We start from the raw sequence: 18,620 nt of genomic DNA on the forward strand, positions 1-18,620 counted from the left end.
TATGAAAAAAATTGCAATTTTTGGATCTACAGGCTCTATTGGATCATCATTATTAAAGATTATTAAAGATGATCAAAAAAACTTTAAAATTGAATTACTCACAGTAAATAAAAATTATAAAAAATTAATAAAACAAGTTAAATTATTTAATGTTAAAAATGTAATTGTCACTGATTATAATTCTTTTTTAATTACAACCAAACTTTTGAAAAATGCTAAAGTTAAAGTTTTTAATAACTTTGATTCATTGAACAAAATTTTTAATACAAATAATAAAATTGATTATTCAATGTGTGCAATTTCAGGATTTGACGGATTAAAACCAACTTTGGATATTATTAAATTTACCAAAACTATAGCGATAGCAAACAAAGAATCCATCATATGTGGATGGAATTTAATTAAAAAAGATTTAAAAAAATATAAAACATATTTTGTACCAGTAGATTCTGAACATTTTTCTATTTGGTCACTATTAGATAACAATAAAAAAAACAATTTTGAAAAAATTTACATTACAGCTTCTGGAGGTCCCTTTAGAAACTTACCATTAAAAAAATTTAGAAATATTTCAGTTAAAGATGCATTAAAACATCCTAATTGGTCGATGGGAAAAAAAATTACAATCGACTCTGCTACAATGATGAATAAAATTTTTGAAATTATAGAAGCAAAAAAAATCTTTAACTTAAATTATAAACAACTTGAAATATTAATTCATCCAAAGTCATACCTACATGCAATAGTAAAATTTAATAATGGTTTATCTAAACTTTTAGTTCATGATACTGATATGAAAATTCCAATATTTAATTCAATTTATTTTAATACCGACAAAAAACTTAAATCAAAAAATATCAATATTAAAATCTTAAATAATCTAAATCTTAAAAAAATTGATAATATTAGATTCCCAGTAATTAAAATTCTTAATAATTTGAGTAATGAAGATTCTTTATTTGAGACTATAATTGTGAGTGCAAATGATAAATTAGTGAAACTTTTTTTAAATAATAAGATTAAATTTAATGATATATCTAATACATTGATAAAAATTTGTAATACTCCTGAATTCAATAAATTTAAGTCAATGAAGCCCAGAAATATTGATGAAATTCAAAATTTAAGTGATTATGTAAGTTTAAAAATTAGCTCTATGAGTGTATAAACTCGCTATGTTTAGATTTTTTATTCAATTAATTTTACTCTCTATTTTTTTGACATTTTCGTCATACTCAAAAAATTATGAAAAAATCATTATTAATGGTAATGAGAGAATATCTAATGAAACAATATTAGTTTTTTCAGAAATTCAAGATAACATACCTTTAGACGAAAATTCCATAAATGAAATTTTAAAAAAATTATATAAATCTGGTTTTTTTAAAGATGTTACAGTTAAAATTGAAAATAATAATCTTACTATAGATGTATTGGAAAATCCAATAATTCAAACAGTTTTAATAGAAGGAATTAAAAGAAAAAAAACCGAAGAATCTTTATATGAAATTTTATCTTTAAAAAATAGATCTTCTTATAACTCAACTTTAATTAAAAAAGATGAATCAGCTATATTAAGTTTTCTTAAAGATGATGGTTATTACTTTTCTAAAGTCACATCCTCCTATCAAGATTTAGGGGATAATAAAATTGATCTCCTTTACCAAATTGAACTTGGTGAAAAATCAAAAATCTCAAAAATTTCATTTATTGGGGATAAAAAATTTAAAGACAGCACATTAAAAAACATAATTATTAGTGAGGAATATAAATTTTGGAAGTTTCTTTCTGGTAAAAAATACTTGAATGAAAATTTAATTAGTTATGATAAAAGATTGTTAAATAATTTTTATAAAAATAAAGGTTTTTTTAACGTTGTAATTGAGTCGTCATTTGCTAACTATCTTGGTAATGATGAGTTTGAAATAATCTACAATATTTCATCTGGTAATAAATTTTATTTTAATGAATTTAATCTTAATCTTCCATTAGATTATGATCGTGCTAATTTTCAGCAATTAGATAATATTTTTAAAAAGCTTAAAGGAGAAAATTATTCTCTCAACTCCATTGATAAAATTTTAAAAGAAATTGATAAAATTGTTTTGAATGAACAATTTGAGTTTCTAAAATCTACTGTTAACGAGAGTATAGAAGACGATTTAATTAATCTTACATTTGATATAGATGAGTCAGAAAAATTCTATGTAGAAAAAATTAACATATTAGGTAATAATGTTACCCGTGAAGAAGTAATTCGAAATAATCTTCTGGTTGATGAAGGAGATGCTTTTAATGAGTTACTTCAAACCAGAACATTAAATAACTTAAGAGGACTTAATTTTTTTAGTAAAGTTGAGTCTGAAATTTTAGATATTGATAATGAAAATAAAAAAATAATTAATATTACAGTTGAAGAAAAACCTACGGGGGAAATTATGGCTGGAGCTGGTGTTGGTACTGGTGGTGGAACTTTTGCTTTTGGTGTTTCAGAAAATAATTTTCTTGGTAGAGGTATAGAGTTTGCATCTGATATTTCAGTCAGCACTGAAAGTCTTAAAGGAATTATTTCAATGAATAATCCAAACTATAAGGGCTCTAACAGATCATTAAACACCTCATTGGAAAGTACGATCACAGATAGACTTAAAAATTTTGGTTATAAGTCAAATAAAACTGGTTTTTCTGTTGGAAGTGGTTTCGAGTTTTATGATGACCTTTATTGGAATACAGGTGTTTCTTCGTATGTTGAAAAACTAGAAACTGATAGCACAGCTTCCGCTAGTATGAAAAAACAAGAAGGATCATATTTTGATACTTTTTTTAATCATACTTTTAGTTATGATAAGAGAGATCAAAGATACAAAACCTCTGATGGTTATATTAGTAGGTTTTCTCAAAATATTCCTTTAATAAGTGAAAGCTATACTTTAACTAATTCATATGATTATAAAATCTATAATGAATGGTTAGGCGAAAATATTTTTTCGATTGGTTTTTTTGGTAAAACTGCAAATTCTTTAGCTGGTAAAGATATTAAACTTTCTGATAGATTGTTTTTACCGTCAAGCAAACTAAGAGGGTTTGAGTCTGGAAAAGTTGGTCCGAAAGATGGTGCGGATTTTGTTGGTGGAAATTATGCAGCTTCAATAAATATAGCAACAAGTCTATCTCAAATATTACCAAATTCACAAAATACTAATTTTTCTGTTTTTTTTGATGCAGCAAATGTCTGGGGTATAGATTATAGTTCATCATTAAGCGATGAAAGTAAAATTAGATCATCTGTAGGAATAGCTGTAGATTTCCTCACGCCAGTTGGTCCTCTAAACTTTTCTTTAACTGAAGCTATTACTAAAGGTAAAAATGATATAACTGAATCTTTCAGGTTTAATTTAGGTACAACTTTTTAATGAAAAAACTACTCTCATTAATTTTAATTATTTTTTTATTTTCTACGAATACAGTTTTTTCTGAACAAAAAATAGCATTCATAGATATGGATAAAGTTATTTCAACATCTAAAGCAGGCTCTTCAATTTTAAAACAATTAACAGATCTTAATAAAAAAAATTTAAAATTTTTAAATGAGGAAGAAAAAAAATTCAAAGAAAAAGAAACAAAATTGATTTCTCAAAAAAATATTATATCTGAAAATGATTTTAAAAAAAAAGTTAATGAACTGAAATCTGAGATTAATAACTACAATCAAAATAGAAATAAAATGTTATCTGATTTTAATAAATTAAAAGTAGATAATACCAATAATCTTTTAAAATTGATTAATCCAATTTTAATTAAATTTTCAAATGACAAAGAAATAGCTATTATTTTACAAAAAAAAGATTTAGTTGTTGCTAAAACACAACTAGACATTACAGACGAAGTTATTAAAATTGTAAATTCAGAAGTTAAAGAATTTAAGATTAATGAATAAATAAATGCTAGATAAAAAACAAATTGCTAATTTGCTACCTCATAGGGAGCCAATGTTACTAATTGATGAATTGCAAGATATTGAAAAACTATCTTCTGCCACAGCTATTGTTTATGTAAAAAAAGATAGTTTTTTTGTGCAAGGTCATTTTCCAGACAATCCTGTTATGCCAGGAGTTCTAATAGTTGAGGCTTTTGGTCAGGCTGCTGCAGCATTAACAGCTCATGGTTTAGATAAAAAAACATATGAAAATAAGCTAGTTTTTTTAATGGGCATAGAAAAAGCAAGATTTAGAAATCCTGTAATACCAGATTGTAAATTAGAATTAAAAATTCAAGCAATCAGAACCCACGGCAGGGTTTGGAAATATAAAGGAGATGCCTTTGTTGATGGAAAAAAAATGGCTGATGCTCAATGGTCAGCTACTATTGTTGATAAGAAATAATCAGCAACAAATCTTGATAACACAGCTTAATTAGCTTTGGTAAAAAGGATTTGTGATTAATCCTTTTTTTAGAAATAATGGTCCCTTCAAAATATCTGATATTTTACAATTAATAGATCTTGATGATCTTAATATTGATAATGATCAAGAAATTAATGATATTAAAGATTTATTTACATCAAAAAAAAATGACATTACTTTTTTTCATTCTAAAAAATATAAAAATTTTGCAAAAAATACCAAAGCCTCTTTTTGTTTAACAACTGAGATTTTAAAAGACGAATTACCAAAGAGCTGCACACCATTAATTGTTGAGAATGTTTTAGTTTCAACTTCTAAAGTTACATCAAAATTTTATCCCACTTCAATTAATGATAACTTTGATTATACAGCAAGAGATATAGCTGAAACAAAATTTAAAGATAAAGTAAAATGTGGAAAAAATGTTTTAATTGGTAATAATGTTACTCTTGGATCTAATTGCTTAATTGGTCATAATACTATTATTGAACAAAATGTTTCAATTGGTGATAATTGCTCAATAGGATCAAATGTTATTATAAGAAACACATTAATTGATAATAACGTTACAGTTTTAGATAATTGCGTTATTGGTAAGCATGGGTTTGGTTTTTTTCCTGTTAGTAAAAAAAATTTAAGATATCCACATATTGGAATTGTAATAATTGGTGAAAATTCTGAAATCGGTTGTGGTTGCACTATTGATAGAGGCTCTATGTCTAAAACTGTTATTGGAAAAAATTCATTTTTAGATAATCAAATTCACATTGCTCATAATGTTAAAATTGGAGACAATTCAATTATAGCAGGTCAAGTAGGAATTGCTGGTAGCTCTATTATTGGCAATAACGTTCGAATTGGTGGACAAGCTGGGATTTCTGGTCATTTAACTATTGGTAATAATGTTGAAATAGCAGGTGGCAGTGGAGTGATAAAAGATATTAAAGATAATTCAAAAGTAATGGGATATCCTGCAAAAAATATTAGAGATTTTTTAAAAGATAATAAATGATACATAAAACAGCAATTATTGATACAAAAGCAAAAATTAGTACCAATGTTAGTATTGGAGCTTACACTTTAATAGGTCCCAATGTTGAAATAGGAGAAAATTCTATAATACAATCACATGTAAGCATTGTTGGACATACCAAAATTGGAATTAATAATAAGATCTATTCATTTGCATCAATTGGAAATGATCCTCAAGATTTAAAATTTGAAGGTGAAGAAACGAAGCTTGAAATTGGTGACAACAATAAAATTAGAGAATATGTAACCATTAACCCTGGAACGGCTGGTGGTGGTGGAATAACTAAAGTAGGAAATAACTGTTTATTTATGGTTTCTTCACATATAGCACATGATTGTTTAGTCGAAGATAACGTTATTTTAGCTAACAACGTTCCTTTAGGAGGACATGCACATATAGAAAGTAATGTCATAATAGGAGGTAATTCAGCTGTACAGCAGTTTACTAGAGTTGGAAGGTCAGCAATGATAGGAGGAATGTGTGGTGTTGTAAGAGACGTCATACCCTACGGAATTGCTCATGGTAATCGAAGTGTATTACAAGGATTAAATTTAATAGGTTTAAGAAGAAAGAATATTCCAAATAAACAAATTTTAAATTTAAGTGATGCCTATAAAGAAATTTTTAAGGATGAGAATTTAACTCAAAATTTGATCAAACTAGATCAAGATTTTAAAAAGAACGAGCTTGTATTAGAGGTAGTGAATTTTTTAGAGAAAGATAAAAAAAGACCTATTTGTACACCATTTTCAAAATAAAATGATTGGACTATTTTTAGGAGATACAGATTTTTCAGAAGCTGTTCTTAAAAATATAAAAAAATTAAATAAAAGATATTTTATTATTGATTTTTCAAAAAATAATAAATTTAAAAACGATATAAACTCTAATCGAATAAGTATTGGTAAGTTTGGTAAAATAATAAATTTAATTAAAGAAAAAAAATCAAAAAAAGTTTTATTTGCAGGTAAAATTGCAAAACCAAAATTTTCAACATTAAGATTGGACCTTAAAGGTATTTATTATATGCCCAGTATCTTAAAAGCAGCAAAATTAGGTGATGCAGCAATTATTAAAGCTATAATAAAAATTTTAGACAATGAAAAAATAAAAGTTCTTAGTTCTGTCTTTTTTAACCCTGAACTAACGGTTAAAAGAGGAAATTATACTAAATTGAAAGCTAATAAGAGCGACATTAACTCTATTAAAAAAGGAATTACTTACTTTAATAAACTAAAAAGTCTAGACCACGTTCAAGCAATCATTGTTAAAAATGATACTATTATTGCAATAGAAGACCACCAGGGAACAAAGAAAATGTTGTCAAAATTAAAGAAAAAATCTGAAGGAATATTGATTAAGCTACCTAAAAAAAAACAAGATTTAAGAATGGATTTACCAACTATTGGCCTTCAAACTCTAAAGGATTGTAAAAAATATGGCCTAAAAGGAATAGTGTTAAAATCTAAAAAAAATATATTTTTAGATAAGGCTAAATCCATAGCATTTGCCAATAAAAATAAGATCTTTGTTAAGATTATATGAAAAAAATTTTTATTTTAACGGGTGAACCCTCTGGTGATAAACTAGCCTCAACAGTTATTTCTAAACTCAAAACAAATAATTCAAATATTGAATATTTGTCAGTAGGTGGAACGCATATTAAAAAATTAGGAATTAAATCTATATTTGATCTCAAAGAGATTACATATCTTGGTTTTACTAGTGTGCTGTTTAATATCTTTAAAATTAGAAAAAAAATTAACAAAACTGTTGAGGAGATTATAAAATTTAATCCTGATATCTTATTTAGTGTTGATAGTCCTGATTTCACATTAAGAGTTGCTGAAAAAGTAAAAAATATCAATAACAACATAAAGACAATCCATTATGTTGCTCCACAGGTATGGGTTTGGAGAAAAAATAGAGTTAAAAAAATCAAAAAGTTTATTGATCACATACTTTTATTATTTAAATTTGAAAAAAAATATTTTGATGAAGAAAATATTAAAAATACTTTTGTTGGTCATCCCTTAATTGAAAAAAAAGACAATGTAATTACATCATTAGATAATTTAATTTCTAAAGATAAAAAAATTATATCTTTATTCCCAGGTAGTAGAAAATCAGAAACAAGTATTCTTTTACCAATTTTATTTAATTTTATTAAATTGATGAACAAAAAAAACCTTGATCATTTATTCGTTTTTCACGCAACAGACGAAAATAAAGAATTTATAGTCAATAAAGTAAAAAACACTAATTTAGATAATATAGATATAATTTCAGATGAAGATATTAAAGATCAGGTTTTATCTAATTCAATCTTTGCGGTCTCTAAATCAGGTACAATTTCACTCCAAATTTCTAGTGCTAATATTCCTTCAATAATCATTTATAAATTAGGTTTTATAAATTTTATGATATTTAAATTATTAGTTAATGTTAGATTTGCAAACATCATTAATATTATTAATGACAAGGAGGTGATACCTGAATTATTACAAAAAGAATGTAATGCTGATGAGATATATAAAACTGTTACATATTTTCTTAAAAACCCAGAATTAATTGAAAAACAATTAGTTGATTGTAAAAAAACTTTAGAGGGAATTAAGTCAAAATCTTCTTCATCAAGTGAAGCAGCTTTAATCTTAAATAATTATCTTATTTCCTAATCTTCGTACCACTTCCTCTTTACCCAAAGAAATAATTATATCATACAAGCCAGGACCAAATTTTGATCCCGTTAAAGCAATTCTTAGGGGCTGACCCACACCTTTAAAATTAGTTTCATATTTTTTAATTAAATCGTTAACTATTGGTTCAAGTGTTTCTTTGTTTAATGTATTTATTGAAATTAGTTTTTCCTTAAACTCTTTTATGATATTTTTTGCTTTATTATCAATTAATTCTAAATCTTTATCTTCAAATTTCACATCATCAAAAATTATATATCTAGCATTATTAAATATATCTTCTAATGTTTTTGCTTTATTTTTAAGAAAGATTAATGAAGGTTTAATTTTTGTTTCTTTTTCAGGTTTAATTTTTTCCTTATAAATTTCACAATATTTTACAAGATGATCGTAAAGTTCATTTTCATTAATAGTTTTTATATAATGTTCATTCATTGATAATATTCTGCTCATATCTAGCTTTGATGGAGACTTACCAATTCCTTCTAAATTAAAGAGTTCAATGCTTTCTTCTAATGTAAATATTTCTTTATCCTGATAAGACCAGCCTAATCTTAATAAGTAATTTCTTAAAGCATCAGGCATTATTCCTACTTTAGAGTAATCGTCCAATGTTGATGCATTATCTCTTTTTGATAGTTTTTTTCCTTCAATAGTATGGATTAATGGAATATGTGCAAAATTAGGAAGATCCCAACTCATTGCTAAATATATTTGTATTTGTTTGAATGTATTAATTTTATGATCATCACCTCTAATTATATGTGTCATTTTCATTTGATGATCATCCACAGTAGCTGAAAGGTTGTATGTCGGCGTTCCATCATTTCTTAATATTATAAAATCCTCTATTGTAGTATTCTCAATTTCAACATCTCCTTGCACCAAATCTTTTAGTACTGAAGTTCCTTCAATTTTACTTTTAAATCTAATTACTGGTTTGATAATTGTAGGTGCATTAGTCTCTTGAAGATCTCTACATTTTCTATTGTAAACATAAGGAAGTTTTTTTTGTCTTGCTCGTTTTTTTTGCTCTTCTATTTCATCACTTGAACAATAACATTTATAAGCATGTCCATTTTTAAGCAGTTCATTAGCTACATTTACATGATCATTAATTTTAGTTGATTGAATGTATTCATCACCATCATGTTCAATGCCAATCCATTTTAAAGACTTGATAATTTGAATTTTGTGTTCATCTTTAGATCTTTCCTTGTCTGTATCTTCAATTCTTAAATGAAAGGTCCCTTTTTTATTTTTAGAATATAGCCAATTGAATAAAGCAGTTCTTACACCACCGATATGAAGAGCTCCAGTAGGAGAGGGAGCAAATCTTGTTGCTACTTTTGACATCAATGATTTTTAGACTATTTTCTTAGAAGTTTCTATATAAAGATACAAGAACACCTTGAACTTTTACTCTATCTGGACCAAATATTTTGGTTTCATAGTTTCTATTAGCACTTTCAAGCGCTACAGTTTTTCCTTTTCTTCTAATTCTTTTCAACATTGCCTCGTGTTCATCTATTAAAGCTACTACAATTTTACCATTATCAGCAGTGTCAGATCTTTTTATGATAACAGTATCACCTTCATTAATACCAGCTTCAATCATTGAATCACCTTGAACTTTTAGACCAAAATATTGACCGTTTTTTTCAAGATTGCTTGGAAGAGGTATACGAGAAACTTCATTTTGTATTGCCTCCACAGGTGTTCCTGCTGCTATACTACCTAATACAGGTATTTCCATTTCATTTAAGTTAGTATTTTCTGTATCTAGACCACCCTTGATAACACTAGGTGAAAAGCTATTGTAAATATCATTAGCAGAAGCTGTTTCAGGAAGTTTTATAACCTCTAAAGCTCTAGCTTTATGAGCTAACCTTCTAATAAAACCTCTTTCTTCTAAGGCACTTATTAATCTGTGTATTCCTGACTTAGACTTTAAATTTAAAGAGTCTTTCATTTCTTCGTATGAAGGAGATACACCTGAGGCTCTCAACTTTTTGTTGATGAATAAAAGCAGGTTTTTTTGTTTTTTAGTTAGCATAAGAACAAATAAAGTACAAAATCTGTTCTACAAGTGTTCTTTTAATTCTGCAATAGCTAAAAAATGTTTAAAATAAGGGCTTATTTTACTAAAGAACAGAAAAAATAGAATTTTTATTTAAATTTTTTAAAAGTGATTCACCAATTAAAAAAGTTTTTATTTCTGTTTTATTCTCTAAAGAAAGAAGTTCTTCCTTTGTTTTAATGCCGCTTTCAGAAATTAAAGGGGAGGAGTGATTACTTAAGACGTTATAGATATCATAAGTTGTATTAAGATCTGTTTTTAAAGTTTTAAGATTTCTATTATTTATTCCAATTAATGCTTCTTTAAAGTTAAGAGCTTTCTCAGCTTCCTCAATTGTATGGACCTCAACAATTATTGACATATTAAGTCTCATTGCTTCTTCATATAATTCATTAGCAAGGTCGTCAGAGACACCAGCTAATATAATTAATATTGCATCCGCACCATAACTTTTTGCAAGAGGTACTTGAAACTTATCAATAAAAAAATCTTTACATAAAACAGGTAAATTTATTTTTTCTTTCACTTTACTAATGTCACTTAGGCTGCCCAAAAAGAAATCTTCTTCAGTAAGAATTGATAAACATGTTGCTTTATTGTTATTGTAGATTTTTGCTATTTCTATAGGGTTATAATCATCAATTATAATACCAGCAGATGGGCTTGCCTTTTTTATTTCTGCAATTAGAGAGATTTTATTATTATCAATGTTGTTTTGAATTTTATCTTTAAAGTTAATAAATGATTTATTTTGATCTATTTGTTCATTTAAAAAATTTAATGAAATTGATTTTTTTAATAAATCAACTTTTTCAATTTTTTTTTTAATAATTTTCTCTAGTACATCTTTAGACATTTTGAATTTCCTTTAAGTCATTGTATGTTTTTCCTGACAATATATGTGTTCTTGCTTCGTTATAAGCTTCAATAAAAATTGTATATTTTTCTGAAACGATAAGACCTGCTGCAGCATTTAAACAAACAGCCTTTGAAAAATCATTATCCTCACCTTTGAATATATCTAACATTTTATTTGCGTTAAATTTTGCATCATCACCAAGTAAATCTTCAAATTTATTTGCACCTATATTTAGTTTTATAGGATCAATTAATATTTCAGAAATTTTACCATCTTTTAATTGAACAACATTAGTTTTTGAATAGGGTGATATTTCATCTAATCCATCTTCACTATTTACAATCCAGGCAAATTTAATATCTAAATTATTCAAAGCATTAGCAAAAATTTTTAATAGTTTTTTATCAAAAACACCAATTACTTGCCTGTTAACTAGTGCGGGACTACTTAAGGGACCAATCATATTAAAAATTGTTCTTTTTCCTATTTTTTTTCGAGTAGGACCAACAAATCTCATTGCACTGTGATAGTTAGGTGCAAACATAAAACCAAAGTTATTTTTTTCAATTTGTTCCTCAATATTTTTAGGCTCTAAATCTATCTTTATATTTAAAGCTTCCAAAACATCTCCTGAACCACATTTAGAGGAAACAGCTTTATTGCCATGTTTTGCAACTTTTATCCCCATACTAGATAGAAGTAGTGCTGAAGCGGTTGAAATATTAAGTGTGTTCATACCGTCTCCACCCGTTCCACATGTATCAATACAGTCATTAACGTTAACTCTTTTAGATTTATCTCTTAAAACAAAAACCCCTCCAGCAATTTCATCTGAGCTCTCACCTTTAGATGAAAGTAGAGTTAAAAAATCAAATATCTCATCATCTGATGCTTTACCATCCATTAGTATTTCAAAAGCATTTTTGCTTTCATTGAACGATAAGTCTTGTTTATCTTTTAATTTATCTATGAAAACTTTCATTTACTTTTGTAATTAATAAAATTTTTTAATATTTTAATTCCAATGGTAGTTTTTATACTTTCAGGGTGAAATTGAACACCGTGAATATTATATTTTTTATGCATTATGCCCATGATAATTCCATCTTCAGTTTCTGCAGTAATTTCAAGATGATCAGATAACGTTTTTTTATCAACTATAAGACTGTGATACCTTGTAGCTTCAAATTTAGAGGGAAGATTTTTAAGTATACCTATTTTTTTTGATTTTATAAAACTAGTTTTCCCATGCATTAACTTTTTTGCTTGAATAATTTTTGAACCGAAAACTTGGCCAATAATTTGATGACCTAAACATACTCCAAGAATTGGTATTTTTCTATAAAGTGCTTTTACTATTTTAATACAATTTCCTGATTGATTTGGATTACCTGGTCCTGGTGATATAATAATTTTGTCATATTTAATTTTTAGTATTTGTGTATGGGTGATTTTATCATTTCTAACCACATCAACTTTAACGCCTAGTGATGATACATAGTGATATAAGTTAAATGTAAAACTATCATAGTTATCTATTAATAAAATTTTCATTATTTTAATGCATTCATTAAAGCTTTTGCTTTATTTACAGTTTCTTCGTATTCTTTAATTGGATTACTGTCAGCTACTATTCCTGCACCAGCTTGGACATAAAATTTTTTATTTTTTACAACAGCAGTTCTTAATGCAATGCATGTGTCAAACTCACCATTCGCAGAAAAATAACCTATACCCCCAGCATATACTTTTCTTTTAGTGGTTTCTAGCTCATCAATAATTTCCATAGCTCTAATTTTAGGTGCACCAGAAACAGTCCCTGCAGGAAATCCAGCAAGTAGTGATTTAAATTTTGAAATTTTATTATTATAAGCACCCATCACATTAGAAACTATATGCATTACATGAGAGTATTTCTCGATCATAAAACTATCTGTAACTTTAACAGTTCCTATTTTAGAAACTTTACCAGCATCATTTCTGCCCAAGTCAAGTAGCATCAAATGTTCAGAAAGTTCTTTTTTATCTTTAAGCAAATCTTTTGCAAAAAAGTTATCCTCTTTTAAATCTTTACCCCTAGGTCTAGTTCCAGCAATTGGTCTAACAGTAATCTTGTTATCTCTTAGTCTTACTAAAATTTCTGGACTAGCGCCTATAATTTGAAAATCATCAAAATTAAAAAAATACATAAATGGAGATGGGTTAGTAATTCTAAGTTTTTTATAAATTTCTAATGGTCTTTTAGACAATTTAGCTTCAAACCTTTGACTTAAGACGACTTGAAAAATATCTCCAATTTTTATGTATTTTTTAGCTTTGTTTACCATCTTTAAAAACTTATTTTTGGTTGTATTAGATTTAATTTTTATATTTTTGACAATGGCTTTATTAAAATCTTTTTTTTGGAGAGAAGCTTGAATTAATAATTCATTTATTTGTTTTTCAATTTCAAGGTATTTATTCTTATAGTTTGTAATTTTTTCATCCTTAAAGATATTAACAATATAAAAAATCTTTTTTTTCAAGTTATCGTGGACAACTAACACCCTTGGTCTTAAAAGCCTTACATCAGGTAGTTTTAAATCATCTCTACATTTGTTTGGAATTTTTTCTATGTATCTAATTGAATCATAAGAAAAATAACCAGAAATTAATGAACTAATAGGAGGAAGCCCTGATGGTATCTTAAATTTAAATTCTTCAATTATCTTTTCTATAATTTTTTCAGGTTTTCCTTTAATTCTTTTTTTAGTTTTGTTTGTAACTAAATATGAATTATTATTATTGAACTCCCAAATTTTATCAGGGTTTTTACCAAAAATAGTGTATCTACCTCTTATTTTTCCCTTTTCTACGGATTCAAAAACAAAACTATTTTTTTCTATAAGAAAATTATCTATTAGATTTAGGATTTCGTCATCATTTCTTATTTTCCTAGTGGTGTAGAGGATTTGATTTTTGTTTCTTTTATGTTGAAACTTAAAATCATTAAAGTTTCTGTTTAACATTATTTAAAATAATTTTTAACTCGCTCAAGTGTTTTTTCATTCACAACAACTTGGTATCTGTTATTTAAAAATAAATCATATGATTTTAAAATATTATTTTTACTTTGAGCTCCCTCTTCAGAAGATATTTTTCCAAAATTAGCAGAATTTTTGTTAATGTTTTTTTCTTCGTATTTTATAGTCTTTGCAATAAACACATCATTTTCATTGTTTGCAATTAATGTAAAAGAATTAATAGGAAGAGAATAGAGTATTTGAATTGAGTTTGTCTCAAATTTTTTAGTATCATTTATAGAATCTAGCTTAATTTCTTTTATATTGTTTTTACCAAACTCATCAAATGACACTTGATTGAATGTTTTTTTATTAATTTTTTCTAAAATATTTTTATTAAATTCAAACTTTTCTTTTTGAAATAGAAGATTTGTAATTTGTTCTTTAAATATAGGATTTTCAAGATCTGGCAATTTAGAGATTGAATTATTTATATTGTAAAAAATATAAGCACCATTATTTTCAAGAATTTCAATTTTATCTTCTCTTGAATTATAGATCATATTTTCTATTATTTTTTTATTATCAAGATTTATGTATGAGTTAACTTCGGTAGGGGAAATATCCAAATTTTTAACTATAGTTTTAAAGTCAATATTTTTTGATATTTGGTTTTCTATATCGTCAATTTTATCAAAAAATGCTTGATTAAAATCATCAATACCTAGTAAGTTTTTTGGGCTAATTTCAACAAAAGAGAAATCAATATAATCTTGTTTTAATTTTTCTGCATTTTCTTCAACGAAAAACTTAATATCGTTATCTGTAAACATTTCCTTTTTTTTATAAAAGGTACTTAGATCGATATATTCGATATCTAATTTTTTGTTATTTTCTTTATAAAATTTATTAATTAAAAATTCTGGTGATTTTGTTCCACCACTTATGTAGGTAAATAATTGTTTTTGAAGTTCATTATTTTTCAAGCGTATTTCAAACATGGCTGCAGAAGAATTATTTGTTAATAAAAATTTTTCATATAATGTTCTTTGAAATAATCCATTTTCATCATGGAAATTTTTATTATTTTTAATTTTTCTAATCAATACGTCTTCTGTGATTGAAAGATTAAGTTCTTCTATTTCAAGATCAAGAAGAGTCGTGGATACTAATGTAGATAAAAGTTCTTCTATAATATTTTTATCGATATTTTCTTTAATTACCTGTTGGCTTAATCCTGATTCATTTAAATAATCCATAAAATCTTGTGTAGAAATATTAGTATTATTTATCTTAGCTATGTTGTTTTGATTGCCAGTGCTAAATCCTCCACCAAAACCACCAAAACCAAAAGCTACTATAATTACAAAAATTAGTAGTAGACCACCAATTTTCTTTTTAGAAAAATTTTTAAAAGGATTTATCATTACTTCATTAATTTATTGATCTTTAAAATACCAAGCTATAGATTAAATTTTTCATTATGACAAATAAATATATGTATTTTGTAGCTAATTGGAAAATGTATGGGAATTTATCTTCTTTAAATACATTGGATAAAGTTATTAGATTTTCAAAATCTAAAGAAATAAAGGGAGGTAGATTAATTTACTGCCCTCCAAATACTTTAATAAGTTCTTTTGCTAAAAAATTTAATAATTGTCAAATTGGTATTGGTGGACAAAATTGTCATGAAAGCAAAGATTATGGTGCTCACACTGGCCATGTTAATTCCCGTATGTTAAAAAACATTGGTGCGCATTTTGTAATTATTGGTCATTCTGAAAATAGAAAACAAGGTGAGAGTGATAAACTAATTAATCTAAAAATAAAAAGTGCTCTCGAAGCTAAATTAAAAGTTATTTTTTGTATTGGTGAAACTTTAAGTGAAAAAAGAAAAAAAAAGACACGTTCAATTTTATCTAAACAAATTAAAATTGGTCTAAAAAATATTAAAAATAAATCTAATATTTTTATTGCTTATGAGCCTGTTTGGGCTATTGGCAGTGGCATTATACCAAAATCATATGATCTTTTTAAAACTATAGAATTTATTAAAAGTAAATTTAGAGATAAATTGCCAAAAGTTTTATATGGAGGTTCAGTCAACCCTGAAAATATTACAAACTTAAAAAAAATTAATAATATTGATGGTTTTTTGATTGGTGGTGCATCTCAAAGTGCTAAAAAATTTATTGATATAGTCAAAAAAACGTATAGTTAAGCCACATGGAAAATATTTTATTAGTAGTCAACTTAGTGCTAGCAACAATACTTGTACTTTTGATACTTGTACAAAAATCAGAAGGTGGTGCTCTTGGCATAGGTGTCTCTCAGGATAATTTTATGCTTTCCAGATCTGCAGGTAATTTTATGGGGAAGGCTACTGCAGTAGTTGCAACTTTATTTATAATTTGTAGCTTAGCTTTAACAATTATATCTAGAGGTGAGTTAACACCTACTGAATCAGTTTTGGATATCATTGAAGAAAAGTCTAGTGATACACCTTCAATTCCTGAAAATAATTAAAAATTAAAAAAAAGTTTAAGAAATAAATACTTTTTACCTTTAAAACCCCAAACTGGTCACTCAACCTTTATTAGAATATTTCTAATGATTTATAAAGAGTTCGTGTACCAAAAAATTATAAAAATTGTATTAATCTTAAGCCTTAGCTTGTTGGCTTCGTGCGCCAATAGAGGCCCATTGCCATTTTCTTTTGATTTTTTAAAGAAATCTGCTGATGAAGATATTGAAAAAATTTCAAAAATTAGAAAGCAAAATGAAATATTACAAAAAAACTTAGACATTGATTTATATACAGCGATCGCCCTTGCAATCGAAAATAACAAAGATTTAAAAGTAAAATTATTCGAAACCGCATTAGCGGACCGTCAATTGAAAGACGTAAAGTTTGACATGTTACCAACCATGTCAGCTAATGCAGGTTATTCTGGAAGTGACAATTATCAATCATCCACAAGTGCAACTGTTGGAAATAATGATATAGCAGCATCCAAAGGATCTACATATTCAACATCACGAAATAGAGATGTTGTTGATCAAGATATAGGTTTTGCTTGGAACGCACTTGATTTTGGTTTGTCTTATATCAGAGCAGGGCAAACAAGCGATCGATTTTTAATTGCAAAAGAAATAGAAAAAAAATCAGCCAACAATATTGCTAAAGAAGTTATTCGATCTTATTGGAATGCTCTTTCTGCAGATAAGTTAATTCAAAAATACGATCCTTTAATTAAAAAAGTAAAAATAGCTTTAAGCGACTCTCAAAAAATAGAAGAGATGTTGCTACAAAAACCAATGGATGCACTTTTGTATCAAAAAGAATTACTAGATATAAAGAGAGCTCTTATTACACAAAGACAAACTTTAATTAATTCTAAAATTGAATTAGGAACACTAATGGGATTGTTACCCAATCAAAGCTATAAATTGGTAGCAACCAATCAGCCTATCAATATTTTAGACATGGATTTAAAAAACATGGAAAAACATGCTTTGGTTAGCAGAGCAGAGTTATTGGAAAATCGATATCAAGAAAGAATATCCGTTGCTGAAACCAAAGTTGGATTAAGATCATTGTTACCTAATTTTAATATTAACGCAGCTTTCACAAGTTCTTCAAATGATTATCTACAAAATAAATCAAATTTTGAATTTGGTTCTTCAGTTGGCGCAAACTTATTAAACGTCTTTAGAGCACCATCGATCAAGAAAATGAATGAGGCAAATACAGAAATTATTAAAGAACAACGTCTTGCTTTATCTATGGCTATCTTATCACAAGTTCATTTAGCAAATATTGATTTTCAAATGAGCATGGAAGAATATGATACGGCTGAACGTTATTTAAAAGTTTCAACAAAAATTGCCGACCAAGTTCGAAACGCACAAAAAATTGCAAGATTTGGTGAGTTAGAATTAATTAGAGAAGAAGCGGGTACTCTTGTTGCTGAACTAAGAAGAGATATTTCATTCTCTAAAATGCAACATTCAATTGCACAAGTTTATACCTCAGTTGGAATTGATATTACCACCAGAGACACCATAGTAGGGGGAACGGAATTATTTGCATATGAAATTAAGAATAAATTTAGTGGTTTAGGTAAAAAATACATTGCAAAAGTAACAGAACCTATTCAAAAACAAAATCCAGTTGCTAAACAATTTGATGAAAATTATAAAAAATTTGAATTTTCAGATAAAACATTCAAACTTGAAGGTCAAGGTTCTGTACAATATTCGGCAAGATTAGCAAATGATCAACCATTACCTAGTTGGATAGATTTTTTACCAACGCAAAGAGCGTTTTTAATAGACTCGGTACTAAAAGGTGACATTCATGAAATAGATCTTATTGTTAATGCAAAAAATATCAATTCTACAGTTGATGATCAATTTACTTTGATAGTGGATCCAATTTTAAAGAGCCAAAAAGATTTAGCAAAAATAATAGGTACCACATTAAAAGAAAAAGCTGAAATAGTTAAAGCTTCAAAAATCCAATAAATTAAGGAGATCTA

The 18,620-nt window shown here is 26.6% G+C and carries 18 protein-coding genes; 11 read left to right on the plus strand and 7 right to left on the minus strand.

Annotated elements, in window-relative coordinates; all coding sequences use genetic code 11:
• The first annotated feature begins 1 nt into the window (after position 1).
• Genes AC5SL9_RS02570 through lpxB form a run of 8 tightly spaced genes read left to right on the plus strand, consistent with a single transcriptional unit; the run spans position 2 to position 8,114 of the window.
• Positions 2-1,168: a 1-deoxy-D-xylulose-5-phosphate reductoisomerase gene (locus AC5SL9_RS02570; protein WP_494574305.1), complete on the plus strand. Its 1,167-nt coding sequence runs from the start codon at positions 2-4 to the stop codon at positions 1,166-1,168.
• A 49-nt stretch (positions 1,169-1,217) separates the two neighbouring features.
• Positions 1,218-3,413: an outer membrane protein assembly factor BamA gene (gene bamA / locus AC5SL9_RS02575; protein ID WP_494574306.1), complete on the plus strand. Its 2,196-nt coding sequence runs from the start codon at positions 1,218-1,220 to the stop codon at positions 3,411-3,413.
• Complete coding sequence (locus tag AC5SL9_RS02580) at positions 3,413-3,937, plus strand: OmpH family outer membrane protein (RefSeq protein ID WP_494574307.1); 525 nt, start codon at positions 3,413-3,415, stop codon at positions 3,935-3,937. The genes bamA and AC5SL9_RS02580 overlap by 1 nt, the downstream gene beginning before the upstream one ends.
• Before the next feature lie 4 nt (positions 3,938-3,941).
• Complete coding sequence (gene fabZ / locus AC5SL9_RS02585; protein ID WP_006997006.1) at positions 3,942-4,382, plus strand: 3-hydroxyacyl-ACP dehydratase FabZ; 441 nt, start codon at positions 3,942-3,944, stop codon at positions 4,380-4,382.
• 52 nt (positions 4,383-4,434) lie between these two features.
• Positions 4,435-5,415 (plus strand): UDP-3-O-(3-hydroxymyristoyl)glucosamine N-acyltransferase, encoded by a 981-nt coding sequence (gene lpxD, locus AC5SL9_RS02590; protein WP_494574308.1) that lies wholly within the window; start codon positions 4,435-4,437, stop codon positions 5,413-5,415.
• Positions 5,412-6,194, plus strand: coding sequence for an acyl-ACP--UDP-N-acetylglucosamine O-acyltransferase (lpxA, locus tag AC5SL9_RS02595; RefSeq protein ID WP_494574309.1), 783 nt, complete (start codon positions 5,412-5,414; stop codon positions 6,192-6,194). Before lpxD ends, lpxA begins: the two co-directional genes overlap by 4 nt.
• A 1-nt stretch (position 6,195) precedes the next feature.
• A complete protein-coding gene (lpxI, locus tag AC5SL9_RS02600; RefSeq protein ID WP_494574310.1) occupies positions 6,196-6,981 on the plus strand; it encodes a UDP-2,3-diacylglucosamine diphosphatase LpxI domain-containing protein in 786 nt (261 codons plus the stop codon).
• A complete protein-coding gene (gene lpxB, locus AC5SL9_RS02605) occupies positions 6,978-8,114 on the plus strand; it encodes a lipid-A-disaccharide synthase (protein WP_006997002.1) in 1,137 nt (378 codons plus the stop codon). Before lpxI ends, lpxB begins: the two co-directional genes overlap by 4 nt.
• Here the strand turns inward: lpxB and gltX are convergent.
• From gltX to AC5SL9_RS02640, 7 genes are all read right to left on the minus strand, one after another.
• Positions 8,091-9,491, minus strand: coding sequence for a glutamate--tRNA ligase (gltX, locus tag AC5SL9_RS02610; protein ID WP_006997001.1), 1,401 nt, complete (start codon positions 9,489-9,491; stop codon positions 8,091-8,093). The genes lpxB and gltX overlap by 24 nt on opposite strands.
• 22 nt (positions 9,492-9,513) lie before the next feature.
• The gene (gene lexA, locus AC5SL9_RS02615; RefSeq protein WP_006997000.1) at positions 9,514-10,191 is read right to left on the minus strand and encodes a transcriptional repressor LexA; all 678 of its coding nucleotides are present in this window, start codon (positions 10,189-10,191) and stop codon (positions 9,514-9,516) included.
• 88 nt (positions 10,192-10,279) lie between these two features.
• On the minus strand, positions 10,280-11,071 hold the full coding sequence (locus AC5SL9_RS02620; protein WP_494574311.1) for an indole-3-glycerol phosphate synthase TrpC: 792 nt from the start codon (positions 11,069-11,071) through the stop codon (positions 10,280-10,282).
• The gene (trpD, locus tag AC5SL9_RS02625) at positions 11,064-12,056 is read right to left on the minus strand and encodes an anthranilate phosphoribosyltransferase (RefSeq protein ID WP_018414083.1); all 993 of its coding nucleotides are present in this window, start codon (positions 12,054-12,056) and stop codon (positions 11,064-11,066) included. Before trpD ends, AC5SL9_RS02620 begins: the two co-directional genes overlap by 8 nt.
• Positions 12,053-12,628: an aminodeoxychorismate/anthranilate synthase component II gene (locus AC5SL9_RS02630; RefSeq protein WP_018414084.1), complete on the minus strand. Its 576-nt coding sequence runs from the start codon at positions 12,626-12,628 to the stop codon at positions 12,053-12,055. The genes trpD and AC5SL9_RS02630 overlap by 4 nt, the downstream gene beginning before the upstream one ends.
• A complete protein-coding gene (trpE, locus tag AC5SL9_RS02635; protein WP_027306561.1) occupies positions 12,628-14,082 on the minus strand; it encodes an anthranilate synthase component I in 1,455 nt (484 codons plus the stop codon). Before trpE ends, AC5SL9_RS02630 begins: the two co-directional genes overlap by 1 nt.
• On the minus strand, positions 14,082-15,503 hold the full coding sequence (locus AC5SL9_RS02640) for a SurA N-terminal domain-containing protein (RefSeq protein ID WP_006996995.1): 1,422 nt from the start codon (positions 15,501-15,503) through the stop codon (positions 14,082-14,084). Before AC5SL9_RS02640 ends, trpE begins: the two co-directional genes overlap by 1 nt.
• A 56-nt stretch (positions 15,504-15,559) precedes the next feature.
• Between AC5SL9_RS02640 and AC5SL9_RS02645 the strand changes: the two genes are divergently transcribed.
• The 3 genes from AC5SL9_RS02645 (at position 15,560) to AC5SL9_RS02655 (ending at position 18,606) form a co-directional block, all read left to right on the plus strand.
• Entirely contained in the window at positions 15,560-16,300 is a 741-nt protein-coding gene (locus AC5SL9_RS02645; protein WP_006996994.1) for a triose-phosphate isomerase, read from the plus strand.
• Between the two features lie 5 nt (positions 16,301-16,305).
• Positions 16,306-16,605 (plus strand): preprotein translocase subunit SecG, encoded by a 300-nt coding sequence (secG, locus tag AC5SL9_RS02650; RefSeq protein ID WP_006996993.1) that lies wholly within the window; start codon positions 16,306-16,308, stop codon positions 16,603-16,605.
• An 84-nt stretch (positions 16,606-16,689) separates the two neighbouring features.
• Positions 16,690-18,606: a TolC family protein gene (locus tag AC5SL9_RS02655; RefSeq protein ID WP_494574312.1), complete on the plus strand. Its 1,917-nt coding sequence runs from the start codon at positions 16,690-16,692 to the stop codon at positions 18,604-18,606.
• Positions 18,607-18,620: the final 14 nt, after the last annotated feature.

It is taken from the genome of Candidatus Pelagibacter sp. PS_37 (assembly GCF_059417825.1).